The sequence below is a fragment of the Natronocalculus amylovorans genome (genome assembly GCF_023638035.1).
Lineage (GTDB): Archaea > Halobacteriota > Halobacteria > Halobacteriales > Haloferacaceae > Natronocalculus > Natronocalculus amylovorans.
Window position 1 is genome coordinate 130366 of the sequence record NZ_JAKRVX010000004.1, and the last position, 26342, is coordinate 156707.

General features: G+C 50.4%; 16 protein-coding genes. 7 read left to right on the top strand and 9 right to left on the bottom strand.

Annotated elements, in window-relative coordinates; all coding sequences use genetic code 11:
• Window positions 1-31: 31 nt before the first annotated feature.
• Window positions 32-262, top strand: coding sequence for a hypothetical protein (locus tag AArcSt2_RS11245; RefSeq protein ID WP_250584710.1), 231 nt, complete (start codon window positions 32-34; stop codon window positions 260-262).
• Between the two features lie 731 nt (window positions 263-993).
• Here the strand turns inward: AArcSt2_RS11245 and AArcSt2_RS11250 are convergent.
• The 4 genes from AArcSt2_RS11250 to AArcSt2_RS11265 all read right to left on the bottom strand — a co-directional run bounded on the left by AArcSt2_RS11250 (window position 994) and on the right by AArcSt2_RS11265 (window position 3841).
• Window positions 994-1332 carry a toxin-antitoxin system TumE family protein gene (locus AArcSt2_RS11250; protein WP_250584712.1) on the bottom strand — a complete coding sequence of 113 codons (339 nt, stop codon included), beginning with the start codon at window positions 1330-1332 and terminating at the stop codon, window positions 994-996.
• Window positions 1333-1469: 137 nt separating this feature from the next.
• Window positions 1470-1922 (bottom strand): type II toxin-antitoxin system VapC family toxin, encoded by a 453-nt coding sequence (locus tag AArcSt2_RS11255; RefSeq protein ID WP_250584714.1) that lies wholly within the window; start codon window positions 1920-1922, stop codon window positions 1470-1472.
• Entirely contained in the window at window positions 1919-2212 is a 294-nt protein-coding gene (locus AArcSt2_RS11260) for an AbrB/MazE/SpoVT family DNA-binding domain-containing protein (protein ID WP_250584716.1), read from the bottom strand. Before AArcSt2_RS11260 ends, AArcSt2_RS11255 begins: the two co-directional genes overlap by 4 nt.
• A gap of 882 nt (window positions 2213-3094) precedes the next feature.
• The gene (locus AArcSt2_RS11265; protein WP_250584718.1) at window positions 3095-3841 is read right to left on the bottom strand and encodes a DUF8170 family protein; all 747 of its coding nucleotides are present in this window, start codon (window positions 3839-3841) and stop codon (window positions 3095-3097) included.
• A 100-nt stretch (window positions 3842-3941) separates the two neighbouring features.
• Between AArcSt2_RS11265 and AArcSt2_RS11270 the strand changes: the two genes are divergently transcribed.
• A complete protein-coding gene (locus AArcSt2_RS11270) occupies window positions 3942-4415 on the top strand; it encodes an ArsR family transcriptional regulator (protein WP_250584720.1) in 474 nt (157 codons plus the stop codon).
• A gap of 517 nt (window positions 4416-4932) precedes the next feature.
• Here the strand turns inward: AArcSt2_RS11270 and AArcSt2_RS11275 are convergent.
• Window positions 4933-6315 (bottom strand): ATP-binding protein, encoded by a 1383-nt coding sequence (locus tag AArcSt2_RS11275; protein WP_250584722.1) that lies wholly within the window; start codon window positions 6313-6315, stop codon window positions 4933-4935.
• Window positions 6316-6787: 472 nt separating this feature from the next.
• Here AArcSt2_RS11275 and AArcSt2_RS11280 point away from each other — a divergent pair, with 472 nt between their 5' ends.
• Window positions 6788-10528 (top strand): ATP-binding protein, encoded by a 3741-nt coding sequence (locus tag AArcSt2_RS11280; RefSeq protein WP_250584724.1) that lies wholly within the window; start codon window positions 6788-6790, stop codon window positions 10526-10528.
• Between the two features lie 52 nt (window positions 10529-10580).
• Here the strand turns inward: AArcSt2_RS11280 and AArcSt2_RS11285 are convergent, their stop codons facing one another.
• Window positions 10581-11873 carry a phage NrS-1 polymerase family protein gene (locus AArcSt2_RS11285; protein ID WP_250584726.1) on the bottom strand — a complete coding sequence of 431 codons (1293 nt, stop codon included), beginning with the start codon at window positions 11871-11873 and terminating at the stop codon, window positions 10581-10583.
• Window positions 11874-12975: 1102 nt separating this feature from the next.
• On the opposite strand from AArcSt2_RS11285, the gene AArcSt2_RS11290 reads away from it, so the two are divergent.
• Window positions 12976-14151 carry a sugar phosphate nucleotidyltransferase gene (locus tag AArcSt2_RS11290; RefSeq protein WP_250584728.1) on the top strand — a complete coding sequence of 392 codons (1176 nt, stop codon included), beginning with the start codon at window positions 12976-12978 and terminating at the stop codon, window positions 14149-14151.
• A 1-nt stretch (window position 14152) separates the two neighbouring features.
• Entirely contained in the window at window positions 14153-15952 is a 1800-nt protein-coding gene (gene glmS / locus AArcSt2_RS11295; protein WP_250584730.1) for a glutamine--fructose-6-phosphate transaminase (isomerizing), read from the top strand.
• A 66-nt stretch (window positions 15953-16018) separates the two neighbouring features.
• Here the strand turns inward: glmS and aglG are convergent, their stop codons facing one another.
• Window positions 16019-16972 carry a glucosyl-dolichyl phosphate glucuronosyltransferase gene (aglG, locus tag AArcSt2_RS11300; protein WP_250584733.1) on the bottom strand — a complete coding sequence of 318 codons (954 nt, stop codon included), beginning with the start codon at window positions 16970-16972 and terminating at the stop codon, window positions 16019-16021.
• A 225-nt stretch (window positions 16973-17197) separates the two neighbouring features.
• Between aglG and AArcSt2_RS11305 the strand changes: the two genes are divergently transcribed.
• On the top strand, window positions 17198-20371 hold the full coding sequence (locus tag AArcSt2_RS11305) for an oligosaccharyl transferase, archaeosortase A system-associated (protein ID WP_250584735.1): 3174 nt from the start codon (window positions 17198-17200) through the stop codon (window positions 20369-20371).
• A gap of 23 nt (window positions 20372-20394) precedes the next feature.
• On the opposite strand, the gene AArcSt2_RS11310 is transcribed toward AArcSt2_RS11305, so the two are convergent.
• Both AArcSt2_RS11310 and AArcSt2_RS11315 read right to left on the bottom strand, forming a co-directional pair.
• Window positions 20395-20922: a DUF8173 domain-containing protein gene (locus AArcSt2_RS11310; protein ID WP_174653306.1), complete on the bottom strand. Its 528-nt coding sequence runs from the start codon at window positions 20920-20922 to the stop codon at window positions 20395-20397.
• Between the two features lie 306 nt (window positions 20923-21228).
• Window positions 21229-21978, bottom strand: a complete 750-nt coding sequence (locus AArcSt2_RS11315) for a hypothetical protein (protein ID WP_250584737.1) — start codon at window positions 21976-21978, stop codon at window positions 21229-21231.
• Between the two features lie 886 nt (window positions 21979-22864).
• Here AArcSt2_RS11315 and AArcSt2_RS11320 point away from each other — a divergent pair.
• On the top strand, window positions 22865-25471 hold the full coding sequence (locus AArcSt2_RS11320; protein ID WP_250584740.1) for a BGTF surface domain-containing protein: 2607 nt from the start codon (window positions 22865-22867) through the stop codon (window positions 25469-25471).
• Window positions 25472-26342: the final 871 nt, after the last annotated feature.

A 26342-nucleotide genomic window follows, 5' to 3' on the forward strand; every position in this document is an offset into this window, starting at 1 on the left:
TCTCAAAATACCGTTTCGAAGGGTGAGACAGATGTGGGAATCAAAACGATCGTTTCCAGCGTGGATTGAGAATGCGTATGATGCAGTTGAAAAGCGATCGAGTGAGAGGGAGTATTCACTCCCTCGTGAAGAAGCAGTGCTCGTCATCCAAGCAGCAGGTGATGATCTCACGGAATATGAAGCAACTCATGCGCTCGAACAGTTGTTGAGCCGTGGGTGGATATACGAGGTTGATGGTGAGATCAGAATTACTGAACGCTGAGTCGGAGGGACGCTATTAGTCAGTCCTCTACAGAGATACAGCGAGAGTGCCTCGGGGCTTGACCCCGAGGGTGAATCGCGTAAGCTTTGTTGCTAGTTCCACCATATTAACGAGTACAGTTGCGACGTGGATTAAAGACCTTAATCCGAAGCAACTGCGCGCAGTTGCGAGGAATGCGATACCTCTCAAAACCCGCGCTCTTGGCGTGGTGAGACGGGTGTTGTCGGGTCGTGGTGGAGCGGCCGGCCCTCACGGACACAACGGGTGTTCGGGTGTTAATTCCAACCGACCCATTTCGGGGAGGTCGAGGGGAATTAAATTCGCCTGCGTCCATCCGTCCGTTTCTGGACAGCATGGACAAAACGGTGAAGCCTCGAGGCTTGTCCCCGAAGTACTTCACTGGTGTGTTCGGAAGCTGGACGGTGAGATAGACTTCGAGTACGATCGCGGAAATGTGGTTACAGTGGTGCTTCCCGCACTCCAAACTGACAAAGCAAAAACGCAACTTCTCGAAAACGATTAGCCGGATTCGAGTATTCGATCGTGCTCGTCGGAGGGGATTCTGGGGACCGTCATCCCCAATATAAAATCCACTCGTGTCGTCAACTATTCCAACGGTAATACTTCTTAGCGACCAATTTTTGAAATGTCTCACTGTCAGCAGTATCTTCAATTCAGTCACGGAGTCTGTCAATCTCGGTGAAAATATCAAAATCGTATCCACGCTATGGTTAGTCCCACAGTGCCTCGATACGCTTTCTAACGTATTCAACAACGATTTGACAGACATCTCGATGATCGTTCGGCCACTGGGCGTCTTCTGCATCGATCCGACTGGCGGTTGGTGACGGATGAAAGTGCCCTCGTGAGTTGTGTGTGTTCGGATGCCGATCCCACCGACATTTCCACACACCATCCTGATGCACCTCCTGGTAGTGGAAATTGAAGTCTTCGTTTTGGTACCAGCGGATCTCAAAGCGAGCAGATACGCCTACTGAATAGTATTCAGGAGCCAGTTCAACTCGAAGGTGCAGTTTTCTTTCCTCAACGATCGCAGCAGCGTCGACCATTCGACTCCCTGCGAACCGCGAGCGCATGTGCTCCAATACTGGCCGATCGATTTGTGGGCTAAAGTAGAATAATTGAGCTAACCAACAACAGTATGTTGTGACCGCTGTTTGTTGGTTAGTAATGTGCCTAATTCCGTTCAGGCAGGTTCTGTCCGGAACCGTTTGAGAACGAAGTGTTTTGGGCTGTCCGCTTCGATATCGTCGTAGTCGTCGTCAGCGCCGACGAGAAGAGCGGTCTCTGTCTTGTGAGTGTTTTCTGCGGTTGCAAGTGCGTAACTATCACCAAGTGCAGGATTGTAGTTGAGTATCCATTCTGCAGCATCGTCCCAGTGTTGGCCTGCTGGTATGGTCTGTATACCCATCTCTGAGAGCCATGAAATATATTCGTCCGCATCCTGACGGCTGTACTTCCGAGCGAGGGTGTATTTGACTTCCGTGAGATTGACTGTCGAAATGTGGCCGTTAATTTCGCCTTCGTACACGGCATCGAGCCAGTCAGTAACGATATCTGCGCCTGTTTCACCATCTGCGTGCGCAACTAACGGTTCAGTGTCGAATACAACACTTTCCACGGTATCTGGACCTATCATTCGTCTGTATCGAAGTGCTGGCTGCGTTCGTTTCGGTCCTTGTCTCGATGTTCGTGCAAGAGTTTGGATGCGGGTTTATCCGTGCTGGCCTCGCGGTTTGCGAGGAGTCCTTGCATGTCTTTGGGTTCAGGGACTCGTTCAACGACAACTTCGTCTTCTTTATTCCGAAATCGAACTCGTCCAGGTGCGTCAATTCCGAGCTTTTCGCGGAATCGTTTCGGAATCGTTGCCTGTCCATGCTTGGAGACGCTAACAATTTCTGATTCATTATTATTTTCTGTTTTACTCATAGTTCATAGTATGAATTTGTTCATAGTTATGTGTTTTGTCTGATCTTAGCCACGGTATGACTATTGTTGCACTTACACGAAGTCGAAGAGAAAGCCCACGACTTGAGCCGTGCAGAGGATGTCAAATATCCAGAATGGTTGGCGCAGAGGATGTCAAATCCGAAATACCACGTTCCTTCGGTGTTCTAGATTAGCGATCGCTGCGAGGAAGGATGTCAATTCACGAGCGATTACGATGATTGCGTCACTGATCACAATCGGTTTGTGATCCAGAACAGAATGATTGAGCTAACCAACAAGAGCATGTTGTGACCACAGTCTGTTGGTTAGTGGATTCGTTGCGCGTGATTGTGGAGAAATTCAGATCTCCGAAATTTTCTGGTATGATGATCGCCAATCTCGACTACTCTGATACTGAAGCGAGGTACGATCGATTGTATGGTGTTTGACTAATTCTACTTATGTTGGCTCGGACCGATTATTTGAATCTCATGAGGTGGAGCGTTTCATCGAACAATGAAGGGCTGCCCAAGACGATCGGCTGGTGGCTTTTTGCGATCGCTCTGCTTCTCGTCCTCGTTGTGGCGTTACAAACCTACATTGGGTGGATTGTGTTTGGAGTCTTCCTATATTATGTCGTCCGTCCAGTTGCCAGACGTCTTCAACATCACGGCGTTGGTCATGTTCGCGTATCTCTTGGGACCTGCCATTTTTGGGTGGTATGGTATATTTCTCGGCCCGCTCATCATGGTAGTCACCATTCAGTTTTTGCGAGTTCAGCTACCGAAAATTCACCCCCACTGAGATGAGTGGTCATGTTCCCGTACGAGAATGTGGCGATTTCTGTGACAAGCACCAATAGTCGAACGTGAGGTATCATGCTCACGGAACGTTGGACAGTTGTTCTTCAAGTTCTGCCGTCGTAGCCCACGAAAAGCACTGATTTAGCGATTCAAGATGGAGAAGAGAATCAGTTATGACACCGCTATACGACGGTCTGCGTCTGTTCAACTCGGCGTCCAAGTGTGAGTCAAGGTCCGATTTCGATATGTCTAGCTCATGGGTGCCAGCGTGTTCAGCAAGCGTAGTAAGTCTCTCATCAAGATTATCTGCGTGATATGCGAGTTCGATCGCCCGAGCAAAGATCGCGTCTTCAGTTGTGAGTACGGATTTGTCCTCGTAGTGTTCTTCTAGCGATCGAGGGAAAAGATATGTACGGCAAAGCAGTGTTGGCCGTTCAATGCGCCCAAACTCTGCGACTGCACCACCAGTATTGTGTTCTAAGATGAGTGGGATGGCATCTGCGTATAGGGCGTGTAGAAAGAATTTCACTTTGAGAGCCGGGATATCATCTGATACGTGCAGATCGGGTTGTGTGGCGAGGAGATACGCATAGGCATCGTGCCGGTAATTCAACACATCGAGTGCTTCATCAAGCCGGTATTTGAACGGTGGTTCGTAACTACCCAACACGAAGTATGTCGAATGGGGGCCAAACAAGTGTTCGTGGCGTTCTCGCATGTACGATAGCAAGCGTTCACTGTCCACTGGGTCGAGTTCTAGACCGTAGAGAACATCATCTAAAATAAAGTCCGTGAGTTCGTCCGTGTTTTCTGGTATCTTCCCCATATCAACCAGTAAGGAAATATAGTAATATAACCATACTGGTCTAACGTTAATACGTCAACCCCATATATTTATACTGGCTGCTACTGTACGTTTAGATACTATGGCCGATATATCCGCACAGGTGGCCACTGAGAGTGAGAAAAACCCGTTAGAACGGCAGCGAGAGCTGATGCAACTGCTCTCCCAGGAAACACGTCATAGCATTATTCAGGCACTCCTCGGCCATCCAGAAGTCCTTGCGTCGGCGGCGGAGATCAACCACTTCGTTCCGAGTAAAGCAAAAAAGACAGTCGAAGAACAACTGGATGTTCTTGTTGCCGCGGATATTTTGGCGATTTATAACCATACGCTAAACAAACAAAAGCGTGGTTTACCGTGGAAATTCTACGGGTTCACCACGCATGGTACTGATATTCTTGAAGACTTTAATTACCTCAAGGCAGTCCCCATGGCCCGAGCAGTACACCAAAAAACGCGGAAGCCTGAGAAGATTATACGGCATGAGACGGCTCCGCGACCGCCGCTCCCAGATCCAGTTCGTGTGACGTTCAGACTTAACAACGAAAGTGGATAAGATCAAAATGTGCATTAGTCCAACTCGGCTGGTTCGGTTTCTGTCGTCGTTTCGAAGAACAGCACAATCTGCTCGTTCGGCTTGAGATTATCAATCAAGAGGCCGAACTCATCCTTGCCGAGGAACGATCGAACTCTGAGTTTTGGGGCTCTTGATGCCGATCGCTCTTCTCGACTACTCTGGTATTGAAGCGAGCAGCGATCGATCGTCGGTCATAGAGAGGAACTTCCCACACACTCTGACCCGGGACACCAGTTGTCACCACAGAGCTCTGACATACGGATCGTGACGCATCTTTTCTGCAGCGACTGACGATCGACTTGATGCAATCGCCAATCTCGACTACTCTGATATCGAAGCGAGGTACGATCGTCCACTCAGCAGACTTGAACTGAACGCAGACGTGTTTCTCCCCAATTGACACAACCAGTGTGAATTCTCCCGTCAGGAACCCACGACTGAAGTCGTGGGCTTTCTCCTTGACTTTCTGTAACGCCGTTTACGGCGAGGAAGGATGTCACTTGCTGAGAATATCTTCCAGTCCAAATAATCGCAAGTCGTCCCGTTCAGCCACTGCTTCTTGAACAGATCGGGTTGCCCCGCTTCGAGTAAACAGCGCATACTCTACATTGACGTCTCCGTTAATATCAGGAGTCCATCTAACTTTCTCGGTGTGCTCTTCGAGTGATGCAAGCGCACCGTAGTCAAGGGGGGCGTTTGTAAACTTACACTCACCCACAACCATTGTCCCATCTGTAGTGAAACCGACAACATCAACCTCGTGGCTTTTGTACCACCACCGACCAATATCTAAGAATATTTTATTTGGGTATAGTCTTGGAAGTGCGTCCTGACAGAGCACTTCAAATTGAGGGCTCACGAAGTCAGCAAGCTCAGGTTCAATAACTGCCTCGTATGCCTCGTTTTCCAACCGTTCGTATCGATCTTCATTTCCGTATACAAATCGAAACCAAAACCGGAACAGTGGATCAAGAATTCGATAGCGGCCACGGCGAGATCGAGCTTTCTCTTCCGTGAGTGGGACCTCACGTTCGATTAGTCGAAGCCGTTCTAATTTCTGGGTGTAGGTCGAAATCTGCTTTCCATCAATCCCGACCATCTGTGCAATCTCATTTGATGTGGTATTCCCTGCAGCGATCGCCTTGAGAATCGCAAAGTACCGATTTGGCTCCGTTAATTCGGTTCGGAGGACATACTCGGGTTCGTTATGAAGATAGCCTCGCTGTGAGAGAAGCGATTCAGAGATCACAGTTTTGAGGTCGTGATCAAGATCGATACCATCGAGATAGTATGGGATACCACCAAAGACGCCCCACGAAAATATCCGGTCTTCGGGCGTGTAGCTTTCCGGGAAAAACTCTTGGGCTGCTCTGAAACCGAGTTGGCGGAGATCGATTTTTTCGGTAAACCGTCCATAGAGTGGACTGTTTCCTAATAGCGTTGCCTCCTCCATCATACTGATTGATGACCCAACGAGAACGAGTGTTCCACTCGTGTTCTGGAGGTGCTGGTCCCACAACCGCTGGATCACCGAAGGGATACTCTTGTCTGCGTCGATGAGATACGGGAACTCATCGAGTACGACAATTCCTCCCTGTTCGATGAGGTACCCAAGTAGAGACTCCCAACTTTGTTTGACGTGTTCAATTTCATGGAATGCATTGGAGGCGATATCAACAAATTCGTCAAGTTGCACCTGTGGTGTTGTCTGTGTCGCCTGATATATGATGGCACCATCTCTTCCCTCGAGTGAGTGTTGAACGAGCTGGGTCTTTCCGAGACGACGACGTCCAAAAATGACAATCAGCTCTGGGTTGTCAGAACTGTAGCATTCTCGTAGTCGAGATAGTTCGACTTCCCGATCGACAAAGCGTTCCATACGCGCAGATATTCCCCCAAGGGGTTAATCATACCGAATAGCCAAATTTAGAATAGGCTATTTGAAAATAGGCTATTTCAGTTTTGGTACACTGGGGGTGGTCAGGGGAGTGCGACATTCTCGCGTGAACCACCTCGGGGTCAAGTGGTTCGAGACGCAGAGCGTCTCCTCATCACGGAGGTCAGAGATTTCCGTACGACCCCGAGGCACTCGCCCCGATTATCTGTAGGTTAGCGAGAAAACCCACGACTGAGATCGTAGGAGGATGTCACTTGTGACACTGATCTTCGGGTTCTGTGATCTCAGTACGAGATCTTGTGCAATCCGATCAACAGTCACGAAATCGTGTGAGTTTGGTTAATTGAGAGGATAAGAGGCGTCCAGAGACGCTTATGTACACCGTCGCAAAAGCACGCTTGCTGATCGACACCGGGCACACACGTTCGTCACATTCAGCGTGTACATTCAGAAAATGTCATCCAGAAACACAGAAACAAAACCGGGCACAGAGACATATCGATCGTTACGAATTCGGCCAACACATGATCCACTGGATCCATCAACCGTCGAAAGTCACTTTCGGCGACTCCATCGACTCAAGCGATCGACAGAGCCGGAATCGAAATGGAAACAACTCTTTTCACGTGAACAGCCGATAACGATCGAATGGCTACTTGTTACAAGCGGGCAGACAGATGCACCACTCGAATATCACATCAGCATTGACTCACCAGACGAATCGGATATCCAAGCACTCACACATTTGTGCCGAGGATTATTCCCAAACACCTACGAGATTGAACAGATTGATCGAGATCCGCTGGAAACACTTACAACACCCAGCCCAGAACACGACGACTCAATAGATGAGATACCCGACGTTGTTGGAATAGAGTTCTACGGCGTTGCAGAGCGCCGTGAAGACTGGCAAACACGACTAACGCCATTCAGCACGTTTGAAGAAGAAACACAGACACGACTCCCACTCACCGCGATCGTTGAAACACTCTCGACAAGCACACTTCCAATGGCCTACCAAGTGCTGCTACACCCCTACCGAGATTGGCGAGCAGACGCCCTCGATCGGCGGTATCGACTCGAACACGGGCGCGAGACCATGGCCGATCGGTTTGTTGATGATTGGTTTGGCCCAACAACGACAGAACAGCAACCAAACCGATCGGAAACACTGCACGAACAAGCACACCACAGAGACCCCGCAATACGACAGCGCCTGACGGACCTTGAACACAAAGACGCACAACGATCGTTCATACTTAATGCGCGTGCGATCGCGATCGCCGTTGCAACATCCCCAGACAAAACGAACAGTGAGACGGCAACTGGAGAAAACAAAAATCACAACCGAGAGCAACCCGATGCACTTGGGACAATACGAGAGCTACAAACTGCCCTTGAATCAGTGAGCGGACTCCACTACCAAATTAGAGGGGTTGAAAAAACAGGCGACGATGCACAAAACCTCTTAGAGACAATACAATCGCGGAGTGTGTGTGAACCAACCTACGATCGGATTGCGACACGCCTGCCGTGGACAGAAAATACAAGCCAAGGGATTATTGCCGATCCAACAGAAGCGCCCGCATTCTGTCTCATCGATGCAACCGCACTGACTGCAGAAGGAACACGAGGACTCTCGACGACACCCAAAGAACGGACCGCTCTCGCTCAACCACCAACAGCACAGCTCACACACTACCGCGAAAATGGACTCACGATCGGCCACCCGGTGACACAAGATGGAACACCAGAAGAAACACCGATCGCACTTCCACCAAGCCTCCAATCGCTCCACGTTGCGTGGTTTGGAAAAACGGGATCAGGAAAAAGTACGTCACTGATAAACGGTATTTTGGACAACCACGACGCAACCGATGGGGCTGATATTCTCATTGATCCAAAAGGAGACGGCATGTCTGAAAGCTACCTACTATCGCACTATGCTCGCTTTGGGACACTCGATAACGTCTACTACTTTGACTGTGCACAGACACTGCCCGCACTCTCGTTCTTCGACATACGACAACAACTCGAAGACGGGATCGATCGCACCAGCGCAGTTGAAGACGTCGTCGAACACTACATAGAGATTCTCACCGGTATAATGGGTAGAGAACGATTCGAACGGGCAGTTCGATCGCCAGATATCATCCGATACCTTCTCAAAACGCAATTCGATCCCGTGCATGGAAAAGATGTGTTTAGCCACCGCGACCTCCAAGCACTCACAGCCCAATTTCAAAAAGCACAAGAACCACCGACAGTCTCCGACAAAGAACTGCAACTCATGCTTGACGGTGTTGCAGCAAACAGCAAGCGATCATTTACCGAGCTGCTCCAAGGCGTCGCCAACAGAATCGAAAAAATACCACTCGATAAGCGCTTGGGAATGATATTCAATAATACTCCTACCCCTGGGACAAGCGACCCCTATTTCGATCTCCGATCGATACTCGACAAGGATGCGGTTGTGATAATCGATACTGGAGGACTCCGCCCAGAAAGCCAACGTGCAATGACGCTTCTTATCCTCTCAACACTATGGAGTGCACTTCGGCGTCGGACACAACAACAGACAGAAAATGCCGAACTACCTCTCGTCAATCTATACATCGAAGAGGCAGCTCACCTTGGTGGATCAACACTGCTCTCAGAACTACTCTCACAATCACGATCGTTTGGGCTCTCAATAACACTCGCAATGCAATTTCCAGCGCAGCTCCGACACGCAGACCCACGAGCCTACGCAGAAGTCATCAATAACGTCTCAACAGTCGTTGCAGGAAACGTCTCCGTCGACACCGACCTCGCACAACGATTCGCAACCGAAGCGATCGACACAACAGAAGTCAGCAACCGACTGCGAGCACTCCAACGAGGAGAATGGATGGTTCGACTCCCAGCAAAATTTGGAAATCCAGAGCCTCAACCATTTCTCGTTACAAGTGCAGCACTCCCAACCGGGCACCCAGATGGTCTCACACCACTCACCAGTGCACAAGAAACCGGATTCAAAACAGCACTTGACACCGTATACGATCGCACACGACTCAACTACGGGCTCGATCTCTCACGTGCAGACATGCGAACCTCGATCGAACAAGATACCCAACAGACTAAACTGACACACACTGATGAAGCAAAAGAACCTCAGCCCACCGAAAAAACCGAAACAACAGAAGACATACGTCTCAACTCAGCACTCCCATACACAACACATCTCCCAGAACCGATCGACTACGATCCAGAAATACACGCGCTGGTCTGTGAAACCTGTCAAAACCGATACGATCCAACAGCACAAGGGATGCGGTTTGCACTCATGTGCTGCAATCAACTCTCCAACATCTCCAGAGACGACATCCCAATCTGTGATATATCACTGAAACTCTCACGAAAAGAACGCCGCCAAAGCCCATTCACAGATGCCCAACTCAGACTCCTACAAGTAGTCTACACAGCACACCAACGCCACTACGATCCTAAAACCGAATACGATCCACTCTACGACAGTATGAAACTCCTCGAGGAATACGTCGGCATCTCACCTGAAGAACGAGACGAGCTCGTCGACACAAAACACCTCACAGTCGACTGTACGTACCCACACAAACTCTACACTGTAACATCAAAAGGACGGAAAGCTATCAAAATCGGTCACAGAGAAGGTATCGCATATGGACACACACAAGGCGACCTCAATGAATCCACCCTTCACATCATTATGGTCGAGCTCGGTCGACGATACATCGAAGAAACATACGTTAACGATCGAGACTCCCCAGTAACTGAAGCACTCTCATATTACGAAGTCAAAAACGGTGACGCAAAATCAAGACTCGATGCAGTTGGAATCGACAAAAACGAGAACATCATCATCACACTTGAAGCCGAACGATCGAACCATGACTCTCGAAGAGCGGTCCCCTCAGACTACGACAAAATGGCAACACATGAGCCAGAAGCAGCAATCTGGGTCGTGAAAAACAGAGATGGAGCCCATAACGTACTCAGTGCACTCAATGAGCCACTTGAAGGTGACCCACGTGTTGACAAAACATACAGCCCAACATCTCCGCCCTCGATGTTCATGATCGATGAACCAGGGTTTACTGACATGCTCACGCTCCAACAACTACAAAAGATGATCCCCCAAACAAAATACTTCGACAATCAAGACCCAAAAGTGTGACTCACAATGCGATCGTGTTAAAAAAACACACCTCACATACGATCGGCTCCACTCAGCGAGGCAGCCACCGAAGATACCACTTCCTCGAAGGACGCTCCGAGCGCGCCTCTAACTCAGCCTCAACCTCCAGACGCCGATCGCGTTCAATAGAAAGCTCCTCTTGAAGTGACGCATTCTCCTCAACAAGCGACTGAATCCGATCGGTGAGCTCATTGATCCGATTCAAATAGACGGATACACCCTCTCGCGTTTCTCCTACATCACCATCCGAATCTGCAAAATTGCCATCAGACGTCGATTCATTACCACTAGATGACCCAGAGTCACCCCAATCCGATCGAATAGACGACCGTGCTGGTGTATAAAATTCACTCGTCATACCAATAGCACGCTCGATCGTCTTCTCTCCGTACGTACTTCCATCGGAGAAATGGCTCACATCCCACTTCTCACGAAACAGATCTGAATGACGAAACAGACGATCCATCTGTACACGATCCCCATTGCTCCAAAAAGCAAGTATCATACATAACGCCATATCTGCTTCCGAATGGCTATCATACCCCTGGATATCACCACGCCACAACCGATCGAACTTATCCCCATTTGCCGCACCCTGGGCACGAGATACTAACTCTGCATCGTCAAGGCTGCTCTCCGATCCAGAACCCAGTCCACGATCGCTTGTTTGTGATCTTGAATCCACGTCACGATCGGTTCCCTCACCCAACTGTAATCCACGATCACCTACTGCATTACCCTCCGTCTTAGTTTTGTTTCCACCTGTCTTCTCCTGAACTGGATTAATGTACCTCGCATGGACCGATGCAAGCGCAGCACTTCGCTCTTGCAACTGTTGTGGCCGTCTACGAACCCGGTCTCCAGTAACTGTGAAAAATCGAGCATTCTCATATAGTTCAATCCCACCTCTACGATTCCCACCCGATGGGAGTTCGCCAGTCACCAGAACATGATATCCCGTTTTTGAAGGACTAATTTCAGTATACGAATCGAGTTGCTCTATAATCTCTTGTGCCCAGTTCTCCGTCACACCAGTATCTGGATCACGACACTTGTCAAGATCAACACCCACGATCGGATCCTTATCACTGAACACAAACCCGATTCCTGTTGCGTTCCCATCCGAAACATACGACAACGCCGTATCTAGTGAACACCACGTCGACCGATCGGTCGTTGAAGCATAGCTTCCACTCGACGGATTTATCGGTACTTTCGTCTGTTTACTATCTCTATCTCTTGTCTGTTCGTCCCAACACACCCACTGCTCACGATCGATGAGTTCCTGTGGAATGTTTTCCCGAAGTGGCAACGGTGTGGTCATGATATTCAGCATCTCCTCACTAAATATGAACTAGCCTATTCCGATCGCCTTGATTCCTAAAAGAAAATCAAAATGAAATCATACCGTCTACGAGTGGCGTTTATTTCTCTATAAATGATATATTGTCTTCTCAAAAAGCAATATACACCGCAAGTGGTTGGTCCGATCGCGGGTGTAGCAAACGATCGCTTATCGATGGATCGAACGAATGAGTGTAGACTCGACAGATGCTCCCTGAAGCACGTGGGCTGATACAGAATCAGCCAGAAACCAAATCAAAAAACAAGCGTGACGACGACAGAATGGATCAGTCGATCGTGGAGAGAGACCGTATACGACTGTTTTATACGAAGAAGGTACTGCTTACATACCCGATCGATCGTAAAACAACACCACCTTTTTAGAGTTCTGTGTTTAGACACACCCTCGAAATGTCCATATATTCTTTGTCAGCGAGTTGGATCTCCAATCAAAATGGGTGTTGCGTGAAAATCACTTTTAGACACTTCACCCCACTCAAACGCCGGTGTAGCGGTGTAGAGACTATTCAACACTCCGACGATCGATCGATAGTATATCGGTGAGCAATACTGTAGTATATTCAAGTTTAACTCGCACTCGATCGCACGTGTATCTGTGTCGATTCAATTGTAGACTAAGTATCCAGAAAAAGGGATTTAGAGACTCACTGAACCAATTTGAAGCGCATATAATTTGCCTCTAAGCAATCAGCAATCATCACAATACGTTTCAATTCCCGATCGATCGAAGAAGCTACAGCCGATCAGCCGCGAGCAGCAGTTTCTACACCCACGATCGGATCAACCACTTGCGGTATCTGTTCGGAAAATCAAAGCTAGCAAACAGTCACGTACCCATTGGAAGCCAAGATGCATGCCGATCGCACAGCCATCCACACAACCCGTACAAAACAGAGACTGACACTAGTAGTTCTGACATCCTCTCACGACTAAAGTCGTGGGCTTTCTCCTTGACTCTGTGTAAACTTCCCGTGACTTGGGCCGATCTGGGTTCCAACTTTTGTATCTGTGAATGTCAAAGATCACACAGCATTCAAGTATGGTAACGATATAGCACATACATGGCTAATCAAACACCACCTGCAGTTATTCTTGCAGCTGGGGAAGGGCGTCGATTGGAACCCCTGACAAATCGACGGCCAAAACCAATGCTTCCGGTTACCAACAGACCGCTGCTCGAATACGTAGTTGAAGCGGTTGAGAATGCCGGCCTCGATCGGATTATTTTCGTCGTTGGATATTACGAAGAGCGGATCAGAAACCACTTTGGCGATGGTGATTCGTGGGATGTGGATATTGAGTATGTGACGCAGGAGAAACAGCTTGGAACTGCACATGCGCTCTTGCAGGCAGCACCGCTGATAAACGAGCCATTTGTGCTCTTGAACGGCGATCGGATAGTCGAGTCAAAACTTGTTTCGGACGTGCAAGAAACGTTGGAGACGACCGGTGGCCCGGTTGTGTCTGTGACGCCTGCGGAGAATCCTCGACACTATGGCGTTGTCGAACTGGACGGTTCGGCAACTCGTATTCAATCGATTACTGAGAAGCCAACCGGCCCGATCCAATCGAATCTCATCAATGCCGGTGTCTATGGTTTCGACCAATCGATCTTCGATGAAATCACACAAACGACGGCCGATTCTGGTGAGCTGGCAATCACGACGACACTGACCAACCTCCTTGTAGATCAAGACGTACATGTGGTCCAGTATCGTGGGCAGTGGCTGGATGTATCGCATCTCTGGGACCTACTCACGGTGAATGCTGCATTGGCTGGCCAGCGTTCAGGGGAACGCTCCCCGGAGTCTGATAAGGTCTCAATCGCAGCGGATACGGCTATTGGTTCGGATGTCAAAATCGGTCCGCATGCGTCGATCGGAGGTGGAACTGCGATCGGTGCTAACGCAACTGTTGAAGCAAATGCAGTTATTATAAACTCGATTATTTTCCCGGATACCGTGATTGAAGCCGGTGCGGTCGTTCGTGATGCAGTAATCTCGGAAAATACACGTGTTGGTGCGAACGTGACGATCGCAGGTGGCGATACACAGATGGTTGTTGATGGGACCGTCTACAAGGACATTGCACTCGGTGGTGTGGTTGGTGATAATGCAACTCTCGGCGGCGCTGTGACGATCGCCCCGGGTACCGTTGTTGGTGATGGGGCATCTATCGAGGACGGGGCAATTATCAGCGGGCACATTGAATCAGATGCAATTGTGAGGAGGGGATAGTATGTGTGGAATTGTTGGCTATCTTGGTGAGGATCCGGCCGGTCCGATCGTGTACAAGGGATTACAAAACCTCGAATATCGAGGTTATGACTCTGCAGGTGTCGCCCTTGTCGGTGAAGAGTTGACAGTGCAAAAGCGATCCGGCGAGGTTGGCGCGCTTTCGGTTCCCGAGATCCCATCTGCAGTTTGTGGTATTGGCCATACACGGTGGTCAACACACGGTCCACCAACGGATGAGAACGCGCATCCACACACAGGGATGACGGGTGAGGTTGCAGTTGTTCATAATGGGATCATCGAGAATTACGAATCACTTCGAGAGTCACTCAGCGATCGAACGTTTACCAGCCAGACTGATACGGAAGTTATTCCCCATCTGTTGGAGATCGAGTTAGAGGACGGTCACGATCTTTATACCGCTCTCAATCGAGTTGTCTCACAGTTGGAGGGAAGCTTTGCAATCTGTGCAGTGCATGCTGGCCGGAACGAGATTGTTGCCACACGAAATCAGAGCCCGCTTGTGTTGGGCCACGCCAAGGATGGTGTCTTCCTTGGTAGCGATGTGACTGCATTCTTAGAGCACACGCGCGACGTAACGTATCTCGAAGATGGGGATATTGCCGTATTGCGACCAGGAGACGTCCATGTGTACCGAGATGGTACTGAGATTGCGTATCCGATCGAGACGGTGGAGTGGGAAGCAGATGCCGCAGAGAAGGGCGGCTATGAACACTTCATGCGCAAAGAGATACACGAGCAGCCGGCATCACTTAGGCAAACACTCTCTGGGCGGATTGATCTCGATCGTGGAGCTGTCGAATTAGATCTTGAATTCCCGAAAGGGTACCTTTCGTCGGTCGAGGAGATCCAGTTCGTCGCGTGTGGGACATCCTACTATGCGAGTTTGTATGCGGCCCGGCTGTTCGAAGAGATTGCTGATATTCGTGCGACCGTGTCGATCGCAAGCGAGTACACGTTTGATGGTGGGCGTGATCCGTGGCGAACCCTGACGATCGCCGTTACCCAAAGCGGTGAAACTGCCGATACGTTAGGCGCAATTCGTCGTGCCAAGCGCGCTGGTGCACAGACATTGGCGGTGACAAATATGTTGGGGAGTTCGGTGAGCCGTGAAGTGAAGAACTCGGTGTTTATTCGAGCTGGCCCAGAAATCGGTGTTGCTGCAACGAAAACGTTTGCTTCCCAAGTAACGACGCTTGCACTGTTGGCAGTATACCTTGGCCGTGAACGAGGCGTGTTATCGCCGTCCGACGCTCGATCGATCTTGGAGGACTTGCGTGGATTGCCAGGTGGGGTTCAGCAGGTCCTTGACAACGAAGCAAGTGTAAAAGAGGCGGCAGTGGCCTATCAGGACTCGGATGCGTTCTTTTTTGTTGGTCGCCGACATGGCTATCCGGTTGCCTTGGAGGGTGCACTAAAACTGAAAGAGATCTCGTACGATCACGCAGAAGGCTTTGCCGCCGGCGAGCTGAAACATGGCCCACTGGCATTAGTGACTGATAACACTCCGGTGTTGGCAGTGTTGACTGATGGTGGAAATATCCCAAACACAGTGAACAACCTTGTTGAGGCTCAGACACGTGGCGCACCTGCGATCGGTGCCATCTCCGAATCACATGAGATTGATTCACTAGACGTTGGCTTTGAGGTTCCAGACGCAGGGCTGTTTGAGCCGCTAATTGCCAATGTGTATTTCCAGCTGTTTGCGTATCATGTCGCAAATGAAAAAGGACGACCGATCGATAAACCACGGAATCTGGCAAAGAGTGTAACTGTCGGTTGATATTCTCCCCACGCTAAAGTGCGAGGCTTTCTCCTTGCACTTCCATAATCCGCTGTGAGGTGGAGGTCACGCGATCGACATCTCCGAGCCATCATCATTAGATAGCTCTCGCTTTGTCAGCCCGTACATGTAGCCAAAGCCAACAGCAGCCGTGAAGACGAAAATCGCAAGCAACTGTTTCACCTTCGACAGCGATGGACGTCGAAGCAACGACACAATACGAAGCGGCACAAATGTCAACAACAGCTGTTTCAGATACTCGTTTTTATCACCGCTCGTTTCAGGCAGGATCAGGTCCATAATTCGTTTTGAATAGCCTTGCCAGAACGATCGTTCGACGAGCCACCGAAAGTCACCGCGATACGCAAATAACGTATGATGCACAACGGCATTCGTATTGTAGATCACACCCTTGCCAGTCAGTTTTCGGATGCGAACACAGACTGGGGCTTCGTGTGCCTGGATATGCCGATCGCCTTTTCGACCGGTATTCTCGTCGTATCCACCAACCGCCAAGAACACATCCCGTTTGTAGGAAATATTCGAGCCATAGGTGTTGCGCAACTCCTCCATGTGCTCGCCCATCCCGCGTTCATCACAGCCAACCAACCAGTAGAACTCGTCGGGGAAGAAGTCGGGTTTTCCATCCACCCAGTTTGGAGCGACATAGCCCCCAACTGCAACCGCATCCGTACGCTCGTACACGCTCGCCAACTCTGAGATCCAATCCAACGCTGCGGTTGCATCGTCATCAATCATCGCCACCACCTCGCCACTTGCTAGTTCTGCCCCTTTCGTTCGAGAGTAGGAGATCCCTCTGTTTGCATCGTTATTGTGGAGTACCGTATTCTCGATCGATCCAAAGTCCGATCGGACACGATCGAATACCTCCGGGTTTCCATCAACTACGATCACAACTTCAAGCGGGTCGTACGCCTGTGCTAAAACACTCTCAACACAGTCGGAAAAAATATCGTACCGATCCATCGAGTAGGTACAAATAACGACAGAGACATCCATTACTCACAGTTTCAAACGATTTCCGAATAAGAGTTACTGTCCTCACTTCCTGCCTCTCACACGAAGTCATACACAGCGGCGAATAACATGGCTTGCACCGATCGTCAGTGCGACTCTCGATCGGTACTCACATCCTTCTTTCACGCAAATATCGCATCCAGGTGTTGTTTTCGCTACAAAGACAGGTCAAAAGGCTTATGCGCGTTTTGCTGTACGAGTTACACAATGAGTAAGCCGACTGAACAGGGCGAGAAAACGGGCCGATCGTTATTCTCGACGTCCGAAGACAGTTCGATTGTGGATGTCTTCGAACGAGTTTATCATATTCCACTCTTGGGCGCAGTGATGGCGTTTATGCTGTGGATACGGGTACAGTCTTATGACAACTTCATCATCAACGGTGAAATCTTCTTTACAGGTAACGATCCGTGGTATCACTTCCGCGAAACGAGCTATACGGTGCAGAACTATCCGTTTACGATGCCGTATGATGTGTGGACAAGCTATCCGCGCGGCCAACTTGCCGGACAGTTCGGAACGCTTTGGGATCAGCTCGTCGCAACCGCCATTTTGATCGTCGGGCTTGGAAACCCGACCGAGATGCAGGCCGGAATGGTCATGTTGGTTGCAACAGCAGTCATGGCAACGTTGTGTGTGATTCCAACGTATTTGATCGCGCGCCGCTTTATCAGCCGCCCTGGAGCACTCTTTTCGGTGCTTCTTCTCGCACTGATTCCGGGGCAGTTCCTCACCCGGAGCCTTGCGGGATCCTACCAGCACCACGCCGCAGAGACGTTTTTCATGGCGATGGCCGTCTTCGCAATGCTTGTCGCGGTTTCAGTCGCAGAACGACACACCCCCGTGTGGGAGCTTGTTGTCGATCGGGACGTCGCCGCCCTCAAAAAACCGTTCCTCTATAGCGCACTCGCGGGTGTCGGCACCGCACTGTATCTGTATGTCTGGCAGCCGGGTGTCCTCCTTGTCGGTATCTTTGGTGCATTCTTCCTGATCAAAATCACGGCGGATGTCGTACACAACGATACACCGGAGCCAGTGACGTTCGTTGCCGCGGTCTCGATGACCGTTGCAGGGCTGATGATGATCATCCCGCTTGAGCAGTTCAGTTTCGGTGTTACTGATTACTCCTACACCCAGATTTTCCTCCCGATCGCCGTTGCAGCTGGAGCCGTATTCCTTGCGTTCCTTGCACGCCAGTGGGAACAACGCGATCTTGACACAACAACCTACCCAGCAGCGGTTGGTGGGATTCTTCTCGCAACGATCGTTTTCCTTGCGGTTGCATTGCCAAGCGTCTGGTCATTGTTGTTCGATAACTTTGTCCGCTTCATTGGGTTTGGCGCAGCAGACACTCAGCAGACGATCGCCGAGGCACAGCCGCTCCTTGGCCAAGGAGAGGGTGTTGAGCCGGTTATTCGAGAGTATGGCCTGACCTTCTTCTTTGCAGCAGTCGGGCTGCTTGCACTGATTCTCATGCCGTTGTTCCGATCGGATGATGCAAATCATTCGTTCTATGCTGGTGGTGGGCTTGCGATCGTTGGGATTCTGGTTGCACTGCCGGCACTGCCGGAAGCCGTGTTCGGATTGATTGGCTTCCCGTGGCAGCTTGGTGCGTTCATGATTGGTGCGTTGTTGCTTATCGGAGCGATGTACCAAGTCGAGTATGAGACCGAAACGATGTTGCTCATCGTGTGGACTGGCTTTTTGATCGCCGCAGCATTCACACAGGTTCGATTCAACTACTATCTCGTCATTCCGGTCGTGATCCTCACCGCAATGGTGTTTGAGTCCGTGATTCGGTGGGCCGACCTCAACGCAGACACGGCAACTGAGGCGAAAAACAAACTCACAAACATTGAGGGATGGCAGGTGATGGTCGTGTCGGCGATCGCACTTGCAATCATTGTTCCGGGATTGGTTGTGCCGATCGAAGCGGTTGGGGCATCAAACACCGCATGGGATGTTGGCGCGGGTGCAAGCCCAGGTGCCGTCATTGCATGGGACGACTCATTCGATTGGATGCAAGAGGAGACCCCATATCCGGGCGAACTCGAAGGCCACGATAACGCGCTTGAGTATTATGGCACCTACGAGAACCCAGGTGATGGCAACTACGAATATCCGGAGGGAACGTATGGCGTGATGTCATGGTGGGATTACGGCCACTGGATAACAACGCAGGGTGAACGCATCCCACATGCAAACCCATTCCAGCGAAATGCAGGGGAAGCGGCAAACTATCTGCTTGCCCCAACTGAGGATCAGGCTGAAGATGTGCTTGATGATATCAACAGCGACAACGAGGCCGACGCACAGACCCGCTATGTAATGGTCGATTGGCAGATGGTCTCACCAGCATCGAAGTTCAGTGCGCCGATCGTCTGGTATGATGCGGAAGACGTCTCACAGGAGGACTTCATCCAGCCAACCTATCCACAGATGGGTGAGGAGTTTGGCCAGCCGATCTTTGTCCGTGAACATCGCTACTATGAGAGCCAGATGGTTCGTCTCTATGAGTATCACGGCAGCGCCGTTGATCCATCACCGATCGTCGTCGAAACCCAAGAGCAGACCGTCGAAACAGAGGCGGGTGGCCAAGTGACGATCGATGCGGTCGATCTTGAAGGCGGTATTCAAGAGTTCGACACGATGGAGGAAGCAGAAGAGTATGTTGACGATAATCCAGGTGCACAGATCGGCGGGCTTGGGCCGAATCCAAGCGAGCGCGTTGATGCGCTTGAGAACTATCGGTTAGTGAAATCCGCGGAGACACCTGCATCGTTCTCGAACAGCGATCTGCAACAGCAGACCAGCATTATGGACCAAGTTGGTATCTCCGAGGAGTTCCACGGACTGACGACTCCACAGTGGGTGAAAACATTTGAGCGTGTTCCGGGGGCAACCGTTGAGGGAAGCGGTGCGCCAGCAAACAGCGAAGTCAGCGCACAGGTAGAGATGCGCGATCACACGACAAATGAAACGTTTGTCTACCAGCAGTACGCCGATGCGGATGAGAACGGAGAGTTCGAAATGACGCTTCCATACTCAACCGTTGGCTACGATGAGTTTGGCCCAGAGAACGGCTACACCAACATCGATGTCACAGCGGAGGGAGAGTACCAGTTCACCGCGGTTGACGAGGATGCTGAGGATGAACTTGAAGCACAGCTCATTGGCGTTGCTGATGTTGATGAAGCACAAGTCGTCGGTGAAGACGAGAGTGCGGTCACTGTTGAACTTGACACCCCAGAGATCGACTTTGAGGAAGAGGAAGAAGAAGCAGATGCAGACGGTGACGGTGACAGCTCCGAAGAGGATGACGAGAGTGACGAACAGTCACAGCTTGCTGCGCCGGATGTTGCGCTGACACCGATCGGCTAACACATCACCGGACTCTCTTTTTTTTATCGTACGTGCTGATAGGTTGCGCCGATACCAAGCATTGCAAGGATCGATCCAACGATAGGGCCGACGATCGGAACAATAGTGAAAACGCCAGAGAGTATACTTGCGATTACGATCGCCCATGTCCAGCTCTTGGTGAACTGTCGGGCAAGCATGAGATAGCCGAGATGTGCGTAGATGGCGGCGACGAGGATGAGTGGAATTGCCAGCAGTATGCCAAAGACGGTAATGAACAGTATCAGACACACAATAATGAGGGCAAGACTGATCGCAAGCCCATACCACAAAGTGCTGAGGAGTTCGGATCGAATCAGGTCGATCGAATCCCGAGTGAATGCGGGTGTTATTTTGACGAGTCCGGTCGAGACAACCGCACTGAATACCGCCGCAACGAGAAACTCGGTGAATAGTGAGAACTCACGCGGTGAGAGTGCTGGCTGTTGGGCCGCAACCGAAGTGGTACAGACGATCGACACGGCCGTCATCACAAGCAGAAATTGAGCATACTGCCGTATTGGAGAGCGCATCACGAAGCGTACGTTTTGCGTATTAAAAAAAACTTGTCACCCATGTGTAGTATCGTCTCGTCATGCTTGGTGGACGTTGCGATCGATCGGTCGTCATCGGTCAGTGTGAGAGACTGGTGGTGAATATGTATCTGTGGACACCAGTTGTCCACGGGTACAGCTGTGAGTGTCGGGTCGTGTTGCTTGAAGGTCTGAGTCTGAGTCAGCGTCAACAGGTTTGGGCGGCGTTGGAAGGACTGCGTGCAGTGGGGATCTGAGGAATGTGATTACGGATCGATCGGCCAGTACTGACCGCGATGTTGGTGCTTATTCTGCGTCGGTGTTCATGCTTCCATTCACGCCTGCTTCACCGTCGGGGTTGGTGACGGTGACATCAAATGCTCTCCCGATGTCGATCGTCTCGTGTTCACCATCATTGCCGTCGATCACTGCATTGACTAGCACTTCGACAGTCGTGGTTTCGGAGTCGCCAGCCGCGATCGATCCATCACTGAAATCCGACCCGTCGATCCCATCTGCCGCATCCGTAATATCAACGCGATCGAAGGCGAGGTCGATCGAACCTGAGACTGCATCGAATGAATCGCTTGTGTCCGTGATTTCGACGCGATCGCCTGCGTCTTCCGTAGACAGCGATTCTAAGAAAATAACTTCGTTTGCAGTATCAAGTAGAACACGGATTGATATGCTTACTGAATCAACACCGTCTCCGAAATGTTGCCATTCAACAGTGAGTTCTGGTTCGAGATAGACTGCATGTACGGTTCCGTCATTGTTGGTCACCGCGGTATCTTCGGCGGTGATCTCTGAAACGATCGCATCACTGGCTTGTGCTGGTTCTGAGAACGACCCAACCGTTCCGAGCCCGGCAAGTGCCATTCCGACGGCGGCAGTGCCTCGCAAGGTTGCTCGCCGTGAGAGCGATCGACGCTCCGACGCGGATTCACCATGCTGTGCTGGTGCTGGTGTGTCAGTAGCGTCACGGTTCGACGTACGCGTACGATTCGATTCTATGTCTGTATCTGTGTCCGTATGTGCATCATCGTCGTCTGTCATGCAACAAAGACTCCTTGTGGTTGGTCACAACCCGCCGCGATCGATCGAGAGCATATATGCCCGACTGCTCGATATCACGGCAAACATGGGTGCAACCGATCCACTGCAACGTGGCATACTGAGACGAATTTACATATGAATTCGGATTTCAACTGCCGGCGATCGGATCGACTCACCATGTCAGGCCGGGCTGTGCCGCGATCGTATATAAATCTGTGGAGGGAGTTCGTGGTGGACTCGATCGACAGCGGTGGTTTGCAGCTGAATCTACGTCTACATCTACATCCACATCTATGTCTACGTCTGGACTTAGATCTGGATCTGAATCTTGACCCACATCTGCATTGGGGTGTACGTCAATTTTGCATCTGGATTCAAATGATCGATCGAAATGGGTACGTGATGCGTGTTTGAATCATGCTACTGATTGGTGCTCTTTACTGGCTACAGACGATCGTTGATCAGTCCAGAGACGCCTCCATTTGCTCGTGAGTAAGGAGGGATGACCGCTGTATGATCGTTCATTTGATCGAAATAAGATCCGATTAGTATTTTTCATTGCCCTTGCGTGCGAGGCGCGCGACCGTCAGACGGAGCCGAGAAAGGCGGCATTTCTTGCTGGTTATGCTACACCCTCACACACATATCAGACAGAAAGTATTTATCCCTTAGTCGATCGTTGTGCTCAAAAATGCGTGCCGTGCATAATCAGACCCTACTTTGTCGTACAAAGGGAGAAAGTATTTACCAGAGACTTCAAAAAGGAACAATGTAACCTCGCCGCGAGTGGGTGATCCGATCGTCGATTTCCACCGAGACATCACGGGCGGGGGGGATGTCGACTGGAATCCGATCGCGAGTATCCACACCTTAACACAGAATAAACATGACTAAGAAAAACACAGACTATCGCACCAAGGGACAAGCCGTGTTCCTTGCTGCGCTTATGGTTTTATCCATGGTTGCTGTCCCAATGGCATTCGCCGGCGGTGCTGCAGCAGCTGCGGATGACGTTAGCAGCGTAGATGTTGATGACGTCAAAGCAGGGGCAAGTGCAGACGCCCAAGAAGTAACGTTCGATATAGAATTCGAGAATGATGTTGAAGACAGTGATACAATTGAGTTTGACCTGTCTGCAGCGGTTGATGCTGGTGCCGTTCCATTTGCAGCGGATGCCAGCACTGATAACGACAACATCACGGTATCAAGTGTTGATATCGATGAAGACAACGTTTCGGCAGAAATAGACTACAATGGTGAGGATGGAGAAAACTCTGCAGAGGTTACTCTTACACTCACTCACGACCTATCTGATGTTGATCCTGCTCTCGGTGTTCCAGTCGACTTCTCAAACGACGATAACTCAATCACTGGCAGTACAACATTTGACGTGGTTGGCGTAGATATCGGCCAGACTCGAGCATATCAAGGTCAATTCATCACTACAGATCAAGCTGATGGTGACGAAGAAATTGAACTGATCCGCGACTTCGATGATGACAATGATTTCATTGATGTCACAAACGCAGATGATGGGTTCGCATTCTTCGCGACAGATGATCTTGAAACCAGTGAAACTTACTCCTTCGTTAATGCATCTGGTGACGAGATTGACAACATCCAGATTACAGCAAACCGTTTCAGTGCAGACTGGAACGATGATTCTGTAGACAACCAAGGTGAGACAACTACCAGTGTTGAGCTCGATGCAAACCGTGGAACATACGATGTCCACGTCACTGCTGAAGGGCTCGACAATGATGATCTCGATGACATCTTTGGAGGAAACAGCGAAGCATTCCAGACAGAAGATGGTATCCTGCTTGAGTCCGTCAACGACGGTGACTTTGATGCAGACTTCGATGATATCGACGCTGGAGATTATGAGTTCGAATTCGATATGACTGACACAGTCGCAGACGCTAGCTCAACCATCACTGTTGAAGATGGTGAGGATGCAGATGTTGAATTCGTTGAGGACACTGTCGATGTCGCACAGGGAGACATTGCAGAGATTGATGTTACCGTAGAGGGTGGCCAAGAAACAGCGACACTCATTATTGGTGAGTTCGATGAAGATGGTTACCAAGCAATCATCGAGATTGACGACATTGATGAGTCTGAATTCACGATTGAATTCAACACATACCTTGCAGGTACTGATGGCGAGGGAGATATTGTATCCAGCGAGGATGCAGAGGTAACCCTCGTCAATGAGGACCAAACAGAGCAGAATGATATCGACGGCATCCTTGATGTCGACGATTACGATATGTACCTCAACTCAGGTCTGTTCCAGGATGACTACACTATCGGTGATGACGATGACGTCGAAGACTTCATCGACGATGCTGATGAAGTTGGTGCACTCTTCGTTAACGATCGTAACGTTGGCGGAATGAACCTCTGGACTGCATCTGCAGACAATGCAGGTGACATTGAGGACGCAGACGACATCGCTGACGCGATTGACGCAGGTTCCCTCACAGAGACCGACACGATCGCATTCGGCGATGCACTTGTCCACCAGATTGAGCTCGACGGCATTGGTGGATTCATCGCAGCAACTGAAGAAGAAGACCTTGATGAGGCTCTTCTCTCGCTGATTCAGGATGAGGAAGTAGTTGACATCGTCGTCGAACAGACAGACGAGACACGCCAGGCAAACCGCCAGGCAAAAACACTCAACACCAGTACGCTTGAAGCAAGCGATCTTGAGGTTGTTTACGAGGGTGGCGAACTCTTCGTAATCTTCCCAGAGCTTCCAACCGATGAAGACAATTGGGACCGTGAGCGCACACCAGCAGACGGTGATGAGTTCACAGTCGATCTTGAAGTAACTGACCAGCGTATCCTCGAAGTCGGTGACTCTCAGGATACACCATTCAATACAATAGATACTGACGACGAAGATGCTCTCATGATTGGCTCCGAATTCGGTGTTGCAGACCGTGACGCAGAATTCGATGTTGAAGACATCGACGGTGACGACTACGTAACCGTTGAAGCTGAAGAAGATCAGGAAGTTACTGGTACAAGCAACATTGCACCAGGTAGCGAATTCAACGTCCGCCTCAACGGTGAGGGTGACGCACGATTCGTCAAAACGGTCAACGACGTTGTTGTCCAACCTGACGGAACCTTCAGCGCAACCTTCGACTTCAGTGACGAGAGCGTTGATGACGAGTTCCGAGCGCAGATCCGACAGGGTAGCTTTGACGAGCGCCCATCGGCTGACGGACTCGTTGTAGATGCTGATGTCGAAGAGACAGAGACTGAAGAAGAGACTGAAACACCAGAAGAAACTGAAGAGCCAACAGAGACTGAAGAACCAGAAACTGAAGAACCAGAAACTGAAGAACCAGAAACTGAGGCTCCAGCTGACGACGACGGCGACGACGAAACCGGTGACGACACACCTGGATTCGGAGTCATTGTCGCACTCGTTGCACTTATCGGTGCAGCAATGCTCGCAGTCCGACGCCAGAACTAAGTAATTAGTTCTCCCCGGACTTTCGAGTTCATTCGTTTCAGTTGAACTCGCTTCAACTCAAACTCACACACACACACACACACAACCACTCACGAACCGCCGATCGATTGTATCGGCACTCGTGAACTCCTTTCTTTCCGGCACCGAGCCGGATTTTCACAGGATTACACCACAGAGCGATAGCCACAGCCGTACCGATCGCGGGCTATTGCGACACGACCCACTGCGATCGAGGAATACACACACTGCCACGCACCCCAACATGGGTTGAAGCAATCAAGACTGAGAATCCCGATCGCCGGTAGAACCCATTTTCTGATGGGTGAGACACAGGATTTACAGCCGATAGCCAGAACACTTTTGACAGTCGTTCTCTACAGTCTATATGTCCCGGAAACGGTTCTCGCGGCACCGTTCGGATGGGGCGTGATGACTGCAAGAACCCTGACGTATTTGTCAGGCGATCGAGCACCGGAGACCATCACTATCATAACCGACAGCACAGATCCCGCCATACGTCGTCGTACTGTGTTCGACGAGGCACCCCCCGTGCTGTCGCTTTTGCGACCACCAATACCCTGAGAGCGATCGCTCCCACACTAACACACGCATACGATAGCGTCACTCCCTGCGACTCCGCGACCGGACTTCGTACTCTCAAAGCCAACCCGTTTAGATCGGTTCTGACCGATCGGCTGTGAGTCACGGAGGCCTGATTTAACACCATCTTACTTGCAAGACATAGCGTGGTAACGAGAGCGTACGACAGTTGTGCGTCCGGCTCGCAGTGAACGACAAGGGATTTATCCGCGCATTACGCATCATAGGCTAATGGACCCGATCGCGTGGCTCCGTGCTGAAATATTCTCTT

Bases quoted from the DNA above. Each gene is read 5' to 3' on its own strand.
- AArcSt2_RS11245 (WP_250584710.1), top strand. From the start codon at position 32: ATGTGGGAATCAAAACGATCGTTTCCAGCGTGGATTGAGAATGCGTAT.
- AArcSt2_RS11250 (WP_250584712.1), bottom strand. From the start codon at position 1,332: ATGGTCGACGCTGCTGCGATCGTTGAGGAAAGAAAACTGCACCTTCGA.
- AArcSt2_RS11255 (WP_250584714.1), bottom strand. From the start codon at position 1,922: ATGATAGGTCCAGATACCGTGGAAAGTGTTGTATTCGACACTGAACCG.
- AArcSt2_RS11260 (WP_250584716.1), bottom strand. From the start codon at position 2,212: ATGAGTAAAACAGAAAATAATAATGAATCAGAAATTGTTAGCGTCTCC.
- AArcSt2_RS11265 (WP_250584718.1), bottom strand. From the start codon at position 3,841: ATGGGGAAGATACCAGAAAACACGGACGAACTCACGGACTTTATTTTA.
- AArcSt2_RS11270 (WP_250584720.1), top strand. From the start codon at position 3,942: ATGGCCGATATATCCGCACAGGTGGCCACTGAGAGTGAGAAAAACCCG.
- AArcSt2_RS11275 (WP_250584722.1), bottom strand. From the start codon at position 6,315: ATGGAACGCTTTGTCGATCGGGAAGTCGAACTATCTCGACTACGAGAA.
- AArcSt2_RS11280 (WP_250584724.1), top strand. From the start codon at position 6,788: ATGTCATCCAGAAACACAGAAACAAAACCGGGCACAGAGACATATCGA.
- AArcSt2_RS11285 (WP_250584726.1), bottom strand. From the start codon at position 11,873: ATGACCACACCGTTGCCACTTCGGGAAAACATTCCACAGGAACTCATC.
- AArcSt2_RS11290 (WP_250584728.1), top strand. From the start codon at position 12,976: ATGGCTAATCAAACACCACCTGCAGTTATTCTTGCAGCTGGGGAAGGG.
- glmS (WP_250584730.1), top strand. From the start codon at position 14,153: ATGTGTGGAATTGTTGGCTATCTTGGTGAGGATCCGGCCGGTCCGATC.
- aglG (WP_250584733.1), bottom strand. From the start codon at position 16,972: ATGGATGTCTCTGTCGTTATTTGTACCTACTCGATGGATCGGTACGAT.
- AArcSt2_RS11305 (WP_250584735.1), top strand. From the start codon at position 17,198: ATGAGTAAGCCGACTGAACAGGGCGAGAAAACGGGCCGATCGTTATTC.
- AArcSt2_RS11310 (WP_174653306.1), bottom strand. From the start codon at position 20,922: ATGCGCTCTCCAATACGGCAGTATGCTCAATTTCTGCTTGTGATGACG.
- AArcSt2_RS11315 (WP_250584737.1), bottom strand. From the start codon at position 21,978: ATGACAGACGACGATGATGCACATACGGACACAGATACAGACATAGAA.
- AArcSt2_RS11320 (WP_250584740.1), top strand. From the start codon at position 22,865: ATGACTAAGAAAAACACAGACTATCGCACCAAGGGACAAGCCGTGTTC.